We start from the raw sequence: 17,971 nt of genomic DNA, 5'->3' as shown, positions 1-17,971 counted from the left end.
TAACCAGTTCACTTGGACGTAAGCCAAATCAATCTTCGAAGCTTTCCAGAAGGGAGGCTGTCGTCGCTTCAGGGGAAAATTCAATCGCTCTGCACTCTTCCAGATTTCGAAACCAGGTGTGCTGCCGTTTTGCGAATTGCCGTGTCCGAGTCTGAATCAATTCGATCGCATCCTCGATGGTTGCAATCCGACCTTCGACGAAATCGATCATCTCCCGATACCCCAATCCTTGCCGGGCAGTCCGTCCAATCGGTGGATCAAGAGCAAGTAGTGAGCGGACCTCTTCTTCCAACCCCTGCCCGATCATCAGTTCCACACGCCGATTGATTCTCTCGTAAAGCCAATCACGATCCGGGTGAAGCCAATAAACATGCTTCGGTTGTTCTTCCTTCGGAAGTGGTCCTTCATCTTGAAGTTCCGAGGCGGGTGATCCGGTGACGTGATGAATTTCCAGAGCCCGGATCAGTCGCCTGGCGTCATTCGGATGTAGTCGCTCCGCCGTGACCGAGTCAACAGATTGGAGTTGGCTGTAAAGCCAGTTCGCCTCTTCGTGCCGGGCTCGTTCCTCAAGTTGCCGACGATAGTCCCAATCCGCTTCTGGCCCTTCGAAAACACCACGGAGGACCGCCCGCAAATAGAGCCCGGTTCCACCGACAAAGATCGGTATTTTCTTTCGAGAGAGAATCTCTTCGCACGCAACGCGGGACTGCTCCATATAGTCAGCCGTTGAGAAATCCTCATGGGCTGCGATGACATCAATCAGATGATGTGGCACTTGCGATTGCTCTGCGGGCGTCGGCTTGGCTGTCCCGATATCCATCTGTTGATAAATCGCCATCGAGTCCAGAGAAATAATTTCTCCGTCGATTCTCTTCGCCAGTTCGATGCCAAGCGCCGTCTTGCCCGATGCAGTCGGACCAGCCAGAAACCAGCACTGCTGCAAAATTTCGAATGGGAATTTCATAAACTGGAGCGGTCATTCTTCGGCATATTTACGACATGAGAGACGATGGAATCTCAGCCGACATCTTAGAGCATCTTTTGAATTGGTGTACAGGTTCTGCATCGCGGCGAACAGCAATTTCATTGATGAGACAAGTTCTTCACAGGCACACGGTAGAGCAAACTGCTCCAACAGAAAAGAAGACGTGAAGGGACAGTTGTCATAGAAAAAGAAGAAGTGATTGCCTCGCCATCTGCACAGTATTGAACTGCTGGCAAATCACCAGAAGAATGCGATTTTCAATCAGAGAAACAGAGTCTGCTCCGCAATTTCGAAAGTCACTTCTCGGATGAAAAGGGAGCAAGTACGCTAACAGTAAGGAATCATGAATCGCTCTCTTTTGATATGTTCATTCAGATCAACAAGGTTTTCAAAGATGACGCTCCACCAATTCAACAAGCTCGCGCGACGACAAATTTTTTTCTGTGTGGCAGCGGCATTGATGTGTCGCTGTGGAATGGCAGATGACAAACCGGTGACGATTGTGCTGGCGGGAGATTCGACCGTCACCGATACCGCAGGCTGGGGAAAAGGATTCAGCGATCTTCTGAACGAAAAAGCAAAGTGCGTCAACTTGTCCGCTGGCGGGAGAAGTTCAAAGAGTTTCCGGGCAGAGGGACGCTGGCAGAAGTGTCTCGACCTAAAACCGGATTACATTCTGATTCAATTTGGCCACAACGACCAACCCGGAAAAGGGGAAGCACGCGAGACAGATCCAGCAACGACCTATCCTGAATTCCTGAAACAGTACGTCATCGAGTCGCGAGAGATCGGAGCGACGCCAATCCTGATTACATCACTCACACGCAGACGATTTAACGAACAAGGTAAGATCACATCGACACTGACCCCTTATGTCGCTGCCGTCAAAAAAGTTGGCAAAGAACTCAATGTTCCAGTTGTCGATCTCCATACTCGAAGCATCGAACTTTGCGAAAAACTTGGCCCCGAAAAGTGCATCGAAATCTCCTACGAACAACCCAAAGGCGGCCTTGATCGCACCCACCTGAACACCAAAGGAGCCCAACTCACTGCACCACTCATCGTCGATGAACTCGATAAGGTTGCACCAGAAATGTCAAAGTACTTCGAATCGAAGTAGTCGTGCCAGGCATGGGCATTGGCATGGGCAAGCGTGAAAATGCCCTACACACAAAAACAGCCCGGAACAGATTGCCGTTCCGGGCTGTTTCAATTTCCGTGCTCCAGAGTGTCTTAACTCTTGGCTAAGTCTCTCAACACTTTGTGAAGGATTCCGCCGTTGCGGTAGTATTCAACTTCAACGGGGGTGTCGATACGGCAGGTGGTGATGAAGTGAACTTCGTCGCCGTTGGCCTTGCGGGCGGTCACTTCAACGGCCTGAAGCGGTTTGAGGTTATCGTCGAGGACAACATCGAAAATTTCGGTTCCGTCCAGGTCGAAAGCTTCGCGGCTTTCCCCTTCGCGGAACTGAAGCGGAAGCACTCCCATTCCGATCAGGTTGGAACGGTGGATTCGCTCGAAACTCTCTGCGATGACAACTCGAATTCCGAGTTGTTGAGTCCCTTTGGCTGCCCAGTCTCGTGAGGAACCGGTGCCGTATTCTTTCCCGGCCAGTGCAACAAGCGGAGTCCCCTGCTCCTGGTACTTTAATGACGCATCAAAGATCGACATTTGCTCACCGGATGGAATGTGAGTCGTCATCCCACCTTCGGTTCCGGGAGCGAGAAGATTTCGCAACCGAATGTTGGCGAAGGTTCCGCGAGTCATCACGCGATCATTTCCACGGCGACTTCCATAGCTGTTGAAATCGGCAGCGGCGATCCCGTTCTCTTGCAGGTACTTCCCAGCTGGAGAATCGGCTTTGATATTTCCGGCAGGACTGATGTGGTCGGTGGTGGTGGAATCTCCAACACTGACGAGGCAGCGAGCACCGCTGATACTTTTAATCGGCGATGGTTCGGCGTCCATGTTCTGGAAGAACGGAGGCTCTTGCACGTAAGTGCTCTTTTTATCCCAGGCGTAAAGATCCCCTTCTGCACCAGAGATCGCCTGCCATTCTGGTGGACCAGCTGCCGACTCGGAGTACTGCTTGACGAACATCTCGGGAGACATTGCAGAGGCGATCGTGTCGGCGATCTCTTTTTGAGTCGGCCAGATATCTTTGAGGAACACATCATTCCCATCCTTGTCCTGACCGATCGGCTCGGTGGTCAAATCAATATCGGTAGTGCCTGCAAGTGCGTAGGCAACAACCAAAGGAGGAGATGCAAGATAGTTGGCTTTCACGTCTGGATTGACGCGGCCTTCAAAGTTTCGGTTACCCGACAAGACGGAACAGGCAACCAGATCGTTCTCCTGAATCGCCTTGGAGATCGGTTCTGGCAGCGGACCTGAGTTCCCGATACAGGTCGTACAGCCGTATCCGACGAGGTTGAAACCAAGAGCGTCGAGGGGAACATTGAGTCCGGAGTTGGCGAGGTAGTCTGTCACCACACGTGATCCGGGAGCGAGGCTTGTTTTGACCCACGGTTGGCTGCTGAGTCCTTTGGCAACTGCGTTACGTGCCAAAAGTCCCGCTCCGATCATTACGGACGGATTGCTTGTATTCGTACAACTGGTAATTGCCGCAATGACAACAGAACCATGCTTCAGTTCAAAGTTTTTGCCATCGAACTCCACGGGAACCCCCGCGAGTCCGGGATCTTCAGCAACTGCAGTTGCAACCGCAGCTCCTCCTTCGGAAGTCATGGACTCTGGGGTCGATTCACCACCTTTGGTTGATTTCCCGAATGTCGCACTGAGATCCTGTTCCCACTGACTCTTCATTCCCGTCAGAACGATTCGGTCTTGTGGACGTTTGGGGCCAGCGAGTGATGGCTCGACTGTTCCCATGTCGAGTTCGAGTGTGGCTGTAAACTCTGGCTCTGGAGATTCAGGAGTCAGGAACATTCCCTGAGCTTTGAAGTATTTTTCGACAAGATCAATTTGCTCGGCGGATCGACCTGTTCGTTCGAGATAGCGGAGCGTTTCATCATCGACAGGGAAGAAGCCCATGGTCGCTCCATATTCAGGTGCCATGTTGGCGAGAGTCGCTCGGTCTGGCAGCGACATCCCAGCCAGTCCCGGTCCGTAGAACTCGACAAACTTGCCAACCACGCCGTGAGACCGCAGCATCTGCGTGACGGTGAGCACAAGGTCGGTCGCGGTTGCTCCCTCGGGCAGCTTGCCGACGAGCTTAAAGCCAATCACTTCCGGCAAGAGCATGTAAATTGGCTGACCAAGCATGACAGCTTCAGCTTCGATTCCCCCAACACCCCAACCAACAACGCCCAGCCCGTTGATCATGGTCGTGTGCGAATCTGTCCCGACGAGAGAATCGGGATAGGCTTTTCCATCGGAGGTCAAAACCACGCCGGCGAGGTACTCCAAGTTCACCTGGTGAACAATCCCCGTCGCTGGTGGAACAACTCGGAAGTTTTGAAACGCCTGCTGTCCCCATTTCAGGAACTGATACCGCTCGTTGTTTCGCTCAAATTCTTTATCGACATTAAATTGCAACGCCAATTTGGTCGCAAACTGGTCCACCTGAACACTGTGGTCGATTACCAGATCGCACTGCACAAGGGGGTTGATCTTCTTGGGATCGCCACCCATCTTCACCATTGCTTCACGCAAAGCTGCCAGATCGACAACTGCGGGAACACCAGTAAAATCCTGCAGGACAACACGCCCCGGCTTGAACGGAATTTCGGTCGCTGTGGTATTTTTCGGGCTCCAGGCAGCGATATTCTTGATGTCATCCTCGGAAATCGCGAAGCCATCGCAGTTCCGAAGTGCAGATTCCAGGAGAACTCGAATTGAGTAGGGAAGCCTTGAGATGTCGCCCAAACCGGCATCAACAAGTTTTTGCAGCTGATAGATTTTGAAATCGCCCGCTTTTGTCGAGAGGGTGGTTTCCGCATCAAATGGATTCGCATTACTCATCTAGACGTCACTCCTGCTGCAGCATTCAAGCTGCGACCAATATGTAAGCTGGGACTCGCCCAACGTGTTCAACTGCTGGGTGGGGGACCAAATCGACCCGACAGCCTCGAAAAACTGTCGCCCGGGGCACTCCATCATGAACTCTCTGCTTTCACAGAACAGGTCCACAAGCACCAGTTTATCAAAGCTGTAAGCACTCATAAAGTGTGTGAGTTTCGCAAGTTGAGAGTGAGAAAACAGGCCGAGCTTCCCCCCTCACCATCGACAGGGCGGGATCAAAAAAACAACCTGGAGCCGCAGCGCGAACCTTGACCTTCTCGTGAGACGATGGCCCGGCTGGGTGAAAAACTAGAGGGTGGCAGGGACAGTACTACTCGTGGCACGGATGGACAAGCCAGCAGTGGCATCCGGCGTTCATTACGTTTCGTACATTCGAGATTCATAGCATTTCAAAGTGAATTGAAGAGGAAACATCGAGCTGTTACATTCGCACAACTTTATGCGTTCGCATGAAAAGGCCATTCGGTCAAAATTCCATCATCATGACTTTCCATTATTTTTTATTCAGGAATTCACCATGATTCGAGCCGCTCACTTATTCTTCGTTTTCTCAATTGTCACTGCTCAAATTGGTTACTCTCAGGAGACCATCACTGCATTGAACATGAACCCTGATTGGGTCGGAATCAATGGTTGGGCGCACTACGTTGGGAGCAACGCTGCGGGGCAAGAGTTTACCGCAACAACAAGCGGAAGGCTGACAAGATTAGAGGCCAGTGTTGATAAATTTTATGGTAATGTCCCTCTCGACATTAGTTTCTATACATCGGACGGCGGTTTCCCAGGTACAATTCTTGGCACCGTTTCTGTTCCAGCTGAGGATTTCGTTCGATGGGGAACAAACACGGGACCAATGAACCATTTTGATGTTTCCGGAGCAAATGTCGAAGTGGAAGCTGGTCAAAATTATGTCATCGTCTTCACTGCAGAAGCAGCTGGTGTTCAATACCGCTGTATCATGACTGCACCAAACACAAACTCATTTGGGTATCCATATTTGGAATCTCGTGATGGATCTCCATGGGTGAAAATGACACGGCTTTCGCCGAACGTAGAAATCGGGATCAGACTCTTTGCTGAAGAAGCATGTGTTGAACACCTTGTGGAAGTTGATGTCCTTCCAGAGAGCGTCGACAATGTTGTGCAACTCGGTAAGAAAAGACCAAAACCCTTTGAGGTTGTCGTCTACGGGAATGAAGAAGTCGACGTTGTTTTCACCGACACAGAAACACTGAACTTAGGGGATCCAACTATCGAGGGAGGCGATACTGTCGCTCCTTATGACGTTCAACTTTCAGACACCAACGGAGATGGTTTCGTTGACCTGGTTCTTCAGTTTGACTTGACAACTTTGGAGTCATCCTTGGCAATCGATTCCAATTCGACAGGTTTAGAACTCAAAGGCGAGTTGATCAACTGCGATACCATTTATGGAATTGATATTGTTCAGATTAAATCTCGCGGCAAGGGGAATGGAAAAGGCAACGGCAAAGGCAAAAACCGCTAATAGCAATACAAGAAATTGACACGAAAGCTCCGAAGTGTTTCTCACTTCGGAGCTTTTTGTTTTTCTATCTCTGGAGAATCATTCGTCTGGTCTTTCATCCCGTTCAGTGCCGTAGGCTGAGTAAAAGTAGGGTGAGTGAAGTTCGGCGGTCCTCGTGAACGGTGGGTTGCGCAATGAATCGTGAATCAATATTAACTGTTCTTCATCGGGGAAATCGAGAACGTAACCCACCTTTTCATCAACGGATTGCTTCACTCCACCCTACGGTACTATTATTGAAGATTATTCGAGAATAGACCTTTCCAGTCTCTAGACCATTGTTGTAAGTAAAGACACAATTGGGCCAAAAATCGAGCGAAGCGTGCACCTGCCACGATCCCATGATCTCTTCGATTAGGCGGAAGAGGGTACGCATGGAAAGCATCTCTTCTAAGGAAAAGACGAATTTATGTTGGTGAGTTTTCAGAAGTTGGTTTTAATGATCGCAGCAATGGCCGCTGTGTTCTACGTGCCGCATCAGGTCGACGCGGCACTGATTTACGTCGGTAGTTGGGATGTCTATGAGAACCCCAATGCACCAACTTGGAGCTCGTCTCCTCCTAATGGTCCGCTGGCCTACACAGGGCAGGAAGCAGCTGCGCTGCTATTCGGCGGCAGTCCCAGTGACTATTCGATTTCGACAATCGGCACTAACCCTTCTAACGTCAACAATATGGCGTGGTACGACACAATTGGAATTGGCGGCTCGGTTCAAGCCGAAGACTGGAATATTAAACACCTCGGTCTCTATTACGGTCCAACCTCCGGATACACGGGTGAAATTGGTATCTCCGCGTCATCGGCGTTGATCCAAGACAACCTCGGTGGGCAAGGCAGACTCAATTACGCATTCGTGAACGACACCGCCGCCGTCCCGGAACCATCGAGCCTGGTTTTGCTGGGAATCACCTTATCAATTTACATGTTCCGTAGACGTTCAGCCAAGACTTGGCGACGGGTGGCTGGAGACAGTCTGCAAGAGTAGGGTCAGGTACTCACTTAAAATTAGTGCCGCAGGCTGGGACTGGTCCCAGCCTGCGGCACTAATTGCGTATGCCACGAGAATAATACCAATGCACCCTATTGTCGAACTCGTTTATTTTGACGAGTTAGACCGCTTGAATGAGCGTGCAATTTGGTACTGCTGGACAAGCCAGCAGTGGCACCCGCGATCATGCTGGAATGCAGGAAACAACGCGACGGGATGACCACCCGGCCCTGTCCCCCTGTCGGGGTTTACCTTGCGGTGCTCAGCTATTTTACTGGTGGAACAGGTTCCGCAAGAACACGATAGAGCAAACTGCTCGAAGTCGGGACGATGACGTCTCCCTTCGAAGAGGAAGCTTAAACGGGCGATGGTTCTGAGCGGATGAGCAATGCTTGATACCCACCGTCGGCGGGTTCGCCGGGGTGGTGGATTCGTTCTTCTGCCATATGAAACTCGGGATGTTTCGACAGCACCGCATCGACAACACCTCGGTTCTCTTCGAAGTCGATGCTGCATGTGGAATAGACGACACGCCCACCGGGACGGACCCGGCTCATCGCATCTTTCAATAACCGCATCTGCAGCGGAATCAACTCGCGGAATGTGGTTGGCATGATGCGCCAGCGGGCTTCGGGCCGTTTTCCAAGCACTCCGGTATTCGAGCAGGGAACATCGACAATGGCAGCATCGTAGTCTTCGCTGGGGATATTGCTGCCATCCTCATGGATGAGGTGGGTCTCGATACAGGGGAGTTGTAACCGCCCGGCGTTTTCGTTGATAATCCGAATCCGATTCCCTGCGGTGTCGCAAGCAACGACTCGACCTTCGTTCTTGAGACGCTCGGCAATGTGCGTCGACTTCCCACCGGGAGCCGCACACAAATCGAGAATTTTCTCACCTGGTTGTGGATTGAGAAGATCGGCTGAGGACATCGCTGAGAGATCCTGCACGCTGAACCAGCCTTCGCGGTATCCGGGCAAATCGATAATCGCGACGCTGCCATCGAGTTCGATCGCTTCAGGTAGCGTTCCGGGATGAGCTGACAACTCCGCAGCTTCCAAAACATCGAGAACTTTCTCGCGGTCGGTTTGCAGCAGGTTCACTCGCAAAGACATCCGACCAGGAATCGTCATCCACAAACCGGATTTCAACATCTGGTTTTTGTCTGCATCTTCTGGGGTGAGTCGCTGAAGCAGCCACTCCGGTAAGCTGCTCACCTGAGAGATGTAAGCAAGCGCATCGTCAGCGGGATTCGTGAAGATGTCCCGGTCGAAAGTGGCAATTTCGTACTTCTTGTCGCGTCCCCTCAATGAGAGCAGCGGAAGCTGACGCGGTCCAAGTTCAGCCAGATCAAGGTCCTCAACTTCTTCCCGGCTGACCACGCTGCGCCCGATGTTTCTCAGGACGCCGTTAATGAAAGGCTTCGCCTGAGCATTTCGCAACTCTTCACAAAGCTGAACTGTTTCGTGAACGGCAGCGTGTGAAGCGATGTGTGGCAGACAGGCGAGTTGCAGGCAGCCAAGTTGCAAAATTGTCCACAAATCGGCTTCGACATTCTCCTGTGGACGAGTCACAAACGCGGTGAGAATGGCATCTAAAGTCGCCCGCCTGCGGACTGTTTCGTTGGCGAGTTCTGTCGCCATTTTACGATCGACCGAAGGGATCGTTTTCGACTTGAACTGGTCATCCAGAATTCTGGAGACAAAGACATCTCGCTCGCGGTTTGCCTGCAACGCTTTAAATGCGAACCATCTGGCATTGGAAGCTCCGCTTTTGACGAACTTCTTTTTATTCGGATGACTGCCCTGATTTTTGGGACGACGACCACGATTAGGACCATTCGGTGAAGAACTCATTGGGCACCTCGGCAAAGACGTTCGAGGTCTTCGAAGTAATGGGGATATGTTTTTGATGTGCAACCGGGATCAGCAATGGAAATCCCCGGCGATTTCAGCCCTAAGAGAGCAAAGCTCATTGCCATTCGGTGGTCATCGTACGTGTGAATTGTTGTCGACTGTGGGCTGCCGGGATGAATGGTCATTCCGTCCTCATGTTCTTCAGCATTGATTCCAACCCGTTGAAGTTCATCAACAACGGCCTGAATGCGGTCTGTTTCTTTAACTCGATTGTGGGCCACATTCCGAATGCGTGTCGGCCCTTCAGCGAACGGTGCAACACAGGCCAATGTTTGAGCCGTGTCGCTGATGGTGTTCATGTCGATGTCGATTCCCTTGAGTGGTTTGCCGATCACGGTGATGGAATTCGTATTCCACTTCGCTTCGCAGCCCATCTCAACGAGTGCATCAACAAAGCCGACATCACCTTGAAGTGCGTTTCGATGCAGTCCTTCAACCGTGACTTCTCCTCCAGTGATCGCAGCGACTGCGAAGAAATAACTTGCAGCGGAGGCATCCGGCTCGATGTCGTATTCGCGACCAGTGTAACCGGTCGCCTTCACTCGAAACTGATTCGGTTCAGGTTCTTCAATGACCGCGCCGAAGGAATGCATCACTTCGAGGGTCATATCGATGTAGGGGCGTGAAACAAGTTCTCCAACGACACGAATCGTGATATCGCTCTGGGCAGCGGGAGCCATCATCAGCAAGCCGCTCAGATATTGACTCGAAATTGCTCCTGAAACTTCAATAGTTTCCGCGTTCAATCCCTTTGTCCTGATAACGACCGGAGGGCAATCATTTGTGAGCTCACAAGTTGCTTCAATGCCAGCATTCGCCAAGGCGGCCACAAGCGGAGCGATGGGTCGCTCGCGCATTCGTTCGTTTCCATCGAGCCGATATGTTCCATTTCCGATGGCACACAACGCTGTGAGAAATCGAATACTGGTCCCGCTGTTTTCGCACCATAGATCCGCTTTGGCAGCAGGAATCTTTCCACCGGCCCCTTGAATAGTGATGGACTGGTTTGCGAAATCGGTCTCAACCAGAATTCCGAGTTGACCGAGGGCATTTGCCATCACCTGAGTATCAACGCTTTCCAGTACTCCGGTGAGTGTTGTAGTGCCGTCGGCGAGAGCGGCGATCATGAGCGCCCGGTTTGTCAGGCTCTTCGATCCCGGAGGCCGAATTGTGCCGCGAACCGGCGATGTAACAGGTTGTATTTCGATTGAATCAGACATGAAACTCAAAATGATCGTTCAGCAAGCAACTGCTAAATGGGTTCTATGAAATTATGTTTGGTGAAGATTTTGAAAGTCGAACGTCACCACGGACCGACTCTGTTTGCTTCTCCGAGCCTCTCGCTCAGCCTCTCGGTGACTGCGTGGACGTTTCGCTGCGATTTTTTCGTTTTATTGCTATGAAAGAAAAGGCCGAAGTCTTAAAAATGGATCTTCAAAACAACAAACGTGCATCTGTGTGCGAGAGCCTGAATCCGCTTGGCTTCCGTCAGAGTCGATGGTCTTCTAAACTTTGTCAAAGGTCTAGGGGCTAGAGGGTAGCGTCTAGGGAAATTCGGGAGTAAGGGGGATTTTGCTCCTCGTGACAGTTGTTTCACCGCCAGAACCGAGAATATCAATTCGATGTCAATTTTAGTCGATCGTTCAACGAAGATCATCACACAGGGAATCACAGGCCGTGCTGGCCTGTTTCACTCACAAAAATGCCGTGAATATGCTGAAGAGCATCGCCCGGGCGAAGCTGTCATGGTCGGCGGAGTGACGCCAGGCAAAGGTGGTGAAGAGGTCGATGGGTTCCCGGTTTTTGATTCCGTTGCGGAAGCGATTGAAAAAACTGGTGCGAATACCTCACTCATTTTCGTCCCCCCTCCATTCTGTGCCGATGCCATTATGGAAGCTGCCGATGCTGGAATTCGATTGATTGTGGCGATCACCGAAGGTGTTCCGGTTCTCGATATGTCGAGAGTCGACAAATTTCTGGCGACTCGCCCAGAAGTTCGCCTCATCGGCCCCAACTGCCCCGGCATCATCACCCCCAGTGTCGCCAAAATTGGCATCATGCCTGGCTACATTCACCAACCGGGGACTGTCGGCCTGATCAGCAAAAGTGGAACGCTCACCTACGAAGCAGCCTGGCAACTCGGAAACCTGAACCTGGGCCAGTCGACCGCTGTCGGAATCGGTGGAGACCCCATCATCGGCACGAACTTTATCGACTTGCTCGAAATGTTCGAAAACGACCCAGAGACAGAATCGATCCTGATGATCGGTGAAATCGGTGGCGATGCAGAAATCAAAGCTGCTGAGTACATCAAAGATCATGTGACCAAACCGGTTGCAGCCTTCATCGCTGGCAAAACAGCCCCTCCCGGAAAACGGATGGGACACGCCGGTGCGATCATCTCTGGAGGAAGTGGAACAGCGGAAGAAAAAATCGCTGCTCTGGAAGCTGCTGGTGTCGAAGTCGCCGAATCCCCCGCCGACATGGGAACAGCCATGCAACGCGCTATCGAGAAACGCAGCTAAGCAAATTATAACTGAATGCCAACCCAACGTAGCACGGGACCATTGTCCCGTGCAATTTTTTTAGTGTGCGTTTTCCCAAGTTGTTCTCAGGGAATTTTTTTCTCAGAAAGAGATGTTGAAAACATCTCGAAATCAACTTCTTGTTCGTCATCTATTGCCCGGGACAATGGTCCCGGGCTACGTTGCTTCTTGAGCTTCGTTGTCATGTCATTGAATCTTCCGGCTCCACCGGGATTTCGTGGTCTGCTCGATCACCATCCCATCCACCGATATCAACGAAATCTTCCACATTGGAGACAAGAGGGGGCCAGCTACTTCGTCACGTTCAATCTCGCTGACGCTGTGCCAGCAGCACAGCAACAAGAGCTTGAAGCGATTCGCCGCGAGTGGCTACACAGATATCCGAATCCTAAGGATGATGAGTGTTGGCTAGAATACGCGAAAACAATGTTCCGTCGGCAAGATCGCATCATGGATGCAAGCTATGGATGCTGCCTGCTTGCCCGAGATGTGTACGCTGACGAACTCGATCGAGCAATTCTGCACTTTCATCAAAAGCGATACGAAATCGGTTGCTTTGTGGTCATGGCGAATCATTGCCACCTCATCATACGTCCATTCAACGGTTTTGAGTTAGAGAACGAACTCGGAGCCATCAAACGGGCGAGCAGTCGGTTCATTTGTGAACGAGAAAGAGCCCCGGCCCCTCTCTGGCAGGAAGAGAGTTACGATCGCATTATCAGAGACGAAGAACACCTTTGGCGAGTCGTTCAGTACATCGGTCGCAATCCATTGGTTGCGAAGATTCCCAAAAAAAACTGGCATCGATGGTTAAACCCAGCTTGGAAAGAATGCGGCTGGAAGTTCGAAGACGACATTCACACGTAGCACGGGACCATTGTCCCGTGCAAACTTATTGGTGTGGGTTTCCCAAGTTGTCCTCAGGGAATTTCTCTTCGAAAAGAGATGTTGAATAACATCTCGAAAACGATTTTCTGCAATCATTGATTGCCCGGGACAATGGTCCCGGGCTACGTTGCTTCTTGAGCGACTTTGCTTTAGTTGTCATTTCCTCTGCCACCGAAGCGCATGATGTAGTAGGCAACCACCAGAACAGACTGCAATGTTCCTGCAACGTAGGTCCAGGCAGCGGCGTTGAGGACACTGCTGAGTGCTGGGCCGCTCTGTTCGTCCGAAATTCCGGTCTCTGCAAGAAGTCGTTTCGCCCGGTTACTGGCATCGAACTCGACAGGTAAGTTCACCAGCTGAAAGGCTGCAACTGCCATAAAGCCGATGATTCCGATCCAGAAGAACTGCGAGAAGTACGCTGGGATAAACATTCCCAACACAAAAAAGGCCATGAACCATCCCGGTCCGTACTGAGCAGCGGGGACCGCCATGTTTCTAATCACGAGCGGCCCGTAATGCTCGGCATGCTGCAACGCATGTCCCGCTTCGTGTGCAGCGATTCCAATCGCAGCGGCATTGCGACCGTCGTAAACTCCCTCACTCAAGCGGAGAACGCGATGGCGAGGATCGTAGTGGTCGGTCAAGTGGCCGCGTATCGGCTCGATGTCAACATCCTGAAGCCCAAACTGGTCGAGGATGTGCCTCGCTGCGGCAGCTCCAGAAAGTCTTGCTGGGACCTGCGACGCCTTTGCATAAGTCGATCGAATTCTCGCCTGAGCCCACATCATTAAAATGAGAGCAGGAGCGAGAAAAACGAAATACATCGGGTCGAAAATTGGCATCATGGCTGTGTATCTACAAAAGGGATTGATGTTCGAGCGACAATTCTAGAGCAGTCTGTTCTACCGTGTGCCCGCGAATAACGCGTTTCGCAAATAAAACTTCTGTTCGCCACGAGGCAGAACCTGCACACCTACTCGAAGGGAGCTCTATTCATTCGCTGTCACTTGAAAATTCTTGGCATTTGAATAGAAAAATCAAGTTGTAAAATCACGCTCATTCTGTCTTTACTGACAGATTAGTCTGCTGTGATACATTTGCGTTCAGAACACTTTCGTGTTCTCTTTAGCACCCGGTGACTCACCGGGTGCTAAATGACTGCTAAAGACACAGCGGCATTGCTTCAGACCAACCGTGAACATGCTCTACTCGGAATGTTGCATTCCCGCGTATCATCTGGATTTATTCGTTCATAACAAGAAGAAAGTGCTTCCAGAGAAAATCGTCCGATCGATGAGAAACTATTCCTGCACTTTTGGAGAAAGTCGCTGCAGGTACGGAATTTTCACTCGGCTCAATTCATCGTCGAGCGAGCGAATCCGGCGGACATCGAGCAGAGAATTATTGGCGACAATATCGAGATTGGTCGTCACGATCTGCTCGTTTTCGTGAAGTCCCTGAGAGATCAAGGCGAAAGCTTGATAAGTTTCAGCGATCGTGACCTGCCGGGGTTTTGCCAGAGAGAGTTTTTCGTTGTCCCCTTCGCCCTGCCTGTCATTTTCCGAGACCACAAATACAGTTCCATCCAGCAGGGCCTCTCTCGGAATCAGAACACCCTGATCCATCTCAATTACTCCTGCTTCGATGCGTGCATAGGTAAAAGTTCCCGGACGGAGTGGTTGATTTTGCTCGGCGTTTTCGACTTCGACAAACGCACGGACTGTGCGAGTTTCTGCGTCAGCCACGGGGTCGATCCGTTCGATATAGCCTTTCCAGGTTTTCGATTGTGACGACTCGAAGTCCGCTTCGTGTCGAGCAAGTTGAGCGACAGGAATCTTTCCCTGTTCAATGAGTTTGCCCAGGCGGACAGCATCTTCAAGTGTGACGGCGACCGGGATTTCAACGCGGTCTGTCGAGGTAATTTGAACAATGGGGTCCCCTGCCCTGACGTACTGACCTTGCTCAACAAAGACACCGCTGAGCGCTCCGGTCGTCGGAGCTCGGACCGTCGCCTTGTCGAGTTCAAGCTGGGAGAGTTTCAGGTCACTTTGATGTGTGGCGCGTTGTGCTTTCAATTCTTCACGCTGAATCGGCAACAATTCCTCATCGTTCTCCAGACGAATGAGCGCTTCCCGATACTGTTCAAGCTCGAGCTTCTTTTGCCGAACAATCGATTCGTTCTCAGCTTGCCGATTGTACAAATCAAGAGTTCTCTCATACTCAGCTGTGATTGTCTCCAACCGTTCACGTTGCTGAGTTAATAGTCGCTGATTGAGAGCTTCCTGCTTCTCAATTCGACTCAAATTGACTTGGTCCTGCTCGAGAAGCGACTCCGCTTGAGTGACACGTTCCCGGTACGTTTGAGGATCGATCTGTACAAGAACCTCTCCCTGCTTTCGAGAAGATTGCCCATTCGCAAGAGTCCGAATCTCCGGGCCACGAACGACATTGCCGACTTCAAGGCCGTTCTTTTCAGTCACTCGACCGCTAACCTCTGCCGAGACGGTCACTTCGATATCAGCCCGGGCTGTTCCGAAGCTGGCAATGAATCGTTTGAGCGGAACGGCTTCGATCTGGAATGCTTCGACTCTGAGGATTGTCGGTTTGGGTTCCTCTCGAGGCGGGGCGGTTTTCATGCGTGCCAAACCCCAAAATAGAGACACGCCAATCAGAAGGACAACGCAGATCGCAAAGATCGTGGCTCCCCACTGCAACCACATCGGAGCGAACTTTTTGGCCCCGGCGTCACTCTTCTGCTGTGTCGCCTTCGCTTTAACCGGAACATCGGATGTGGTAGTCATAGATTTGATCATATCTCACAGAGAGACGTCTGAAACTCTTTGTCGGTAGAAAACGGATTTCGTACAATTCGCGAACGGAGTTGAGCGTGTGACATCCTAAAGCATTTTCAAAAAAGATGTACACATGCGTGTCTCGTGGAAATGAGCGATTCTGCACCTGAAAGCACTCTTCACAGAGACCGTAAATATAAGAGAATTCTAGTCAGCGGATGAAAATTTCATCACAAATGGTGGAGAGTTTCCCGTTGTTCGCAAAAATGTTCGCCCCATCGAAAATCGATGGAATCTCATACTTGAAAAGCACTTACATTGATTGAGAGTGACTTGCAAACGCCTGAATCGACTTCAACCAGCGGAATGACGCACGCAGATCGCATGCACTTCGAAGAGCATGGATTCGTGATCTTACGGAATCTGGCCAGTTCAGATGTTGTTGAAAGAATGCTCAAGGCGACCGAAATTGGTCGTAAAAAAGCGATTCCACCAGTCGAATTTGAGGCAGACCTGCAATATCCCGGATCTCCAGCTTCGCAGCTTGATCCCGGTGGAAAAACGATTCGACGCCTCAAACAGGCACACAGCAGAGGGATTGTCTTCACAGAGTGGCTCACTTTCCCACCACTGCGGGAAAGCTTGAAGCAACTTCTGGGACCGGCGCTGGTCTGCCCTTTTGCTCATCACAACTGCATCATGACGAAAGAACCGGAGTTCAGCAGCGAAACTGGTTGGCATCAGGATATCCGGTATTGGTCCTATTCTCGCCCGGAGTTGGTCAGCATGTGGTTGGCACTCAGACCGGAAAACAAGGACAATGGATGTCTGCAACTTGTTCCCGGAACGCATCGAATGACTTTCGGGCAGCACCAGTTTGATTCAGAACTCTTTTTTCGTGACGATCTCAAAGAGAACCAAGCGTTGATCGAACAACGCGTATATGCAGAACTTGAACCGGGTGATGTGTTGCTGTTCCATTGCCGAACCTTACACGCAGCCTCTCGGAACAGAACCGACAAAACGAAATACTCTGTTGTCTTCACCTTTAGACCGTTAGATAATCCACCAACACCAAACAGCCGATCGGCAGCGAGCCCAGAGTTGTTGATTCACTAGAGCCTTTTTGAAAATCAGGTACGCGTTCTGCCTCTTGGGGAGCGGTCTCTGAAGTCATGAAAGTGAACTTCACAGGCACAACAAGCATTGAAAATGCTCCAAGAGAACTCCCAGCAACGATGTACGACGATGTCCCATGAAACCATTACTCTTGCCGGTTCGTTAAGGACAATGGTCTCGAAGGACGATTACCCTTAAGCCCTTTCTTTGCTGTTTGCATATCAGCTGTTCGCTTGCAAAGGGGCTGCATTCAGAAACAGCATCAGAATGGAAAATTTAAACAGATCTCGAAACATGGATGAGCAACACGCAGAAAAATTAGTCGAAATCCTTCAGCAATACGGGCGTGTCGCTGTCGCCCTCTCAGGAGGTGTCGATAGCGCGGTTGTCGCTCAAGCTGCGTTCATTGCCTGTGGAGACCAGGCTGTGGCGGTGACGGCATCGAGTCCATCACTGGCCACAGGCGAACTCGATCTGGCAAAGCAACTTTCTGCAGAAATTGGCATTCGTCACGAAGTCATCAAAACAGCAGAATTCGAAGTCGCAGGCTATCAGCGAAACGCCGGTGACCGCTGTTACTACTGCAAAAGTGAACTGTATCAATTCATCGAAGAGATCCTGCCGCGATTAAATGTCGACGTCATTTGCAACGGTGCAAATCTGGATGATCAGGGAGACCACCGCCCGGGAATGCGAGCGGCACAGGAGCATTCTGTCCGAAGTCCTATGGTCGAAGCCGGAATGACAAAAGCAGACGTCCGAGCTTTGGCGAAGCATTGGGGCCTGGAAGTTTGGGACAAACCGGCGATGCCGTGTCTGTCGAGCCGTGTCGCCTATGGAGTTGAAGTGACCGCTGAACGAGTTCAAATGATTGATCGCGCAGAATCATTTCTTCGTGAAACATTCTCGCTTCGTGAACTTCGTGTGCGGTACGAAACAAATGACTTGGCACGCATCGAAGTCCCTGTCGAATCGATCGCAACTCTGGTTGCTCCGGACTGCCGCGAACAGATTGTTCAAAAATTTCGAGAGATCGGATTTCGGTATGTCACAATCGACCTGGAAGGATTCCGCTCAGGAAATCTCAATCAAATTCTGGATTTCGTAGAATTCCAACCAGCATCTCCAGCACCGCTCACGTAAACCG

13 protein-coding genes are annotated in these 17,971 nt (G+C 51.0%); 7 read left to right on the top strand and 6 right to left on the bottom strand.

Annotated elements, in window-relative coordinates:
* Positions 1-28: 28 nt before the first annotated feature.
* The gene (gene miaA, locus ACN0YR_RS23555) at positions 29-964 is read right to left on the bottom strand and encodes a tRNA (adenosine(37)-N6)-dimethylallyltransferase MiaA (RefSeq protein WP_417851662.1); all 936 of its coding nucleotides are present in this window, start codon (positions 962-964) and stop codon (positions 29-31) included.
* A gap of 415 nt (positions 965-1,379) precedes the next feature.
* On the opposite strand from miaA, the gene ACN0YR_RS23550 reads away from it, so the two are divergent.
* A complete protein-coding gene (locus ACN0YR_RS23550; RefSeq protein ID WP_417851661.1) occupies positions 1,380-2,105 on the top strand; it encodes a rhamnogalacturonan acetylesterase in 726 nt (241 codons plus the stop codon).
* 113 nt (positions 2,106-2,218) lie between these two features.
* Here the strand turns inward: ACN0YR_RS23550 and acnA are convergent, their stop codons facing one another.
* Positions 2,219-4,969 (bottom strand): aconitate hydratase AcnA, encoded by a 2,751-nt coding sequence (gene acnA, locus ACN0YR_RS23545; RefSeq protein WP_417851660.1) that lies wholly within the window; start codon positions 4,967-4,969, stop codon positions 2,219-2,221.
* Between the two features lie 577 nt (positions 4,970-5,546).
* On the opposite strand from acnA, the gene ACN0YR_RS23540 reads away from it, so the two are divergent.
* Positions 5,547-6,536 carry a hypothetical protein gene (locus ACN0YR_RS23540; RefSeq protein WP_417851659.1) on the top strand — a complete coding sequence of 330 codons (990 nt, stop codon included), beginning with the start codon at positions 5,547-5,549 and terminating at the stop codon, positions 6,534-6,536.
* Between the two features lie 448 nt (positions 6,537-6,984).
* Entirely contained in the window at positions 6,985-7,560 is a 576-nt protein-coding gene (locus tag ACN0YR_RS23535) for a PEP-CTERM sorting domain-containing protein (protein WP_417851658.1), read from the top strand.
* A gap of 359 nt (positions 7,561-7,919) precedes the next feature.
* Here ACN0YR_RS23535 and ACN0YR_RS23530 read toward each other — a convergent pair whose 3' ends face one another.
* On the bottom strand, positions 7,920-9,419 hold the full coding sequence (locus ACN0YR_RS23530) for a transcription antitermination factor NusB (RefSeq protein ID WP_417851657.1): 1,500 nt from the start codon (positions 9,417-9,419) through the stop codon (positions 7,920-7,922).
* Positions 9,416-10,699, bottom strand: a complete 1,284-nt coding sequence (gene aroA, locus ACN0YR_RS23525) for a 3-phosphoshikimate 1-carboxyvinyltransferase (RefSeq protein ID WP_417851656.1) — start codon at positions 10,697-10,699, stop codon at positions 9,416-9,418. Before aroA ends, ACN0YR_RS23530 begins: the two co-directional genes overlap by 4 nt.
* Positions 10,700-11,101: 402 nt before the next feature.
* Between aroA and sucD the strand changes: the two genes are divergently transcribed.
* Together sucD and ACN0YR_RS23515 are read left to right on the top strand one after the other, a co-directional pair.
* Positions 11,102-12,004, top strand: a complete 903-nt coding sequence (gene sucD, locus ACN0YR_RS23520) for a succinate--CoA ligase subunit alpha (RefSeq protein WP_145205282.1) — start codon at positions 11,102-11,104, stop codon at positions 12,002-12,004.
* 204 nt (positions 12,005-12,208) lie between these two features.
* Entirely contained in the window at positions 12,209-12,892 is a 684-nt protein-coding gene (locus ACN0YR_RS23515) for a transposase (RefSeq protein ID WP_417851655.1), read from the top strand.
* 170 nt (positions 12,893-13,062) lie between these two features.
* Here ACN0YR_RS23515 and ACN0YR_RS23510 read toward each other — a convergent pair whose 3' ends face one another.
* Positions 13,063-13,758, bottom strand: coding sequence for a zinc metallopeptidase (locus tag ACN0YR_RS23510; RefSeq protein WP_417851654.1), 696 nt, complete (start codon positions 13,756-13,758; stop codon positions 13,063-13,065).
* A gap of 456 nt (positions 13,759-14,214) precedes the next feature.
* Positions 14,215-15,714, bottom strand: coding sequence for an efflux RND transporter periplasmic adaptor subunit (locus ACN0YR_RS23505; protein ID WP_417851653.1), 1,500 nt, complete (start codon positions 15,712-15,714; stop codon positions 14,215-14,217).
* 357 nt (positions 15,715-16,071) lie between these two features.
* Between ACN0YR_RS23505 and ACN0YR_RS23500 the strand changes: the two genes are divergently transcribed.
* Both ACN0YR_RS23500 and larE read left to right on the top strand, forming a co-directional pair.
* Positions 16,072-16,824 carry a phytanoyl-CoA dioxygenase family protein gene (locus ACN0YR_RS23500; RefSeq protein WP_417851652.1) on the top strand — a complete coding sequence of 251 codons (753 nt, stop codon included), beginning with the start codon at positions 16,072-16,074 and terminating at the stop codon, positions 16,822-16,824.
* A 294-nt stretch (positions 16,825-17,118) separates the two neighbouring features.
* Positions 17,119-17,967 (top strand): ATP-dependent sacrificial sulfur transferase LarE, encoded by an 849-nt coding sequence (larE, locus tag ACN0YR_RS23495; RefSeq protein ID WP_417851651.1) that lies wholly within the window; start codon positions 17,119-17,121, stop codon positions 17,965-17,967.
* The last annotated feature ends 4 nt before the right edge of the window (positions 17,968-17,971 follow it).

Source organism: Thalassoglobus sp. (assembly GCF_048270125.1).
In the GTDB taxonomy this organism is placed as follows: domain Bacteria; phylum Planctomycetota; class Planctomycetia; order Planctomycetales; family Planctomycetaceae; genus Thalassoglobus.
This window is presented reverse-complemented; position numbering and strand designations above follow the sequence as displayed.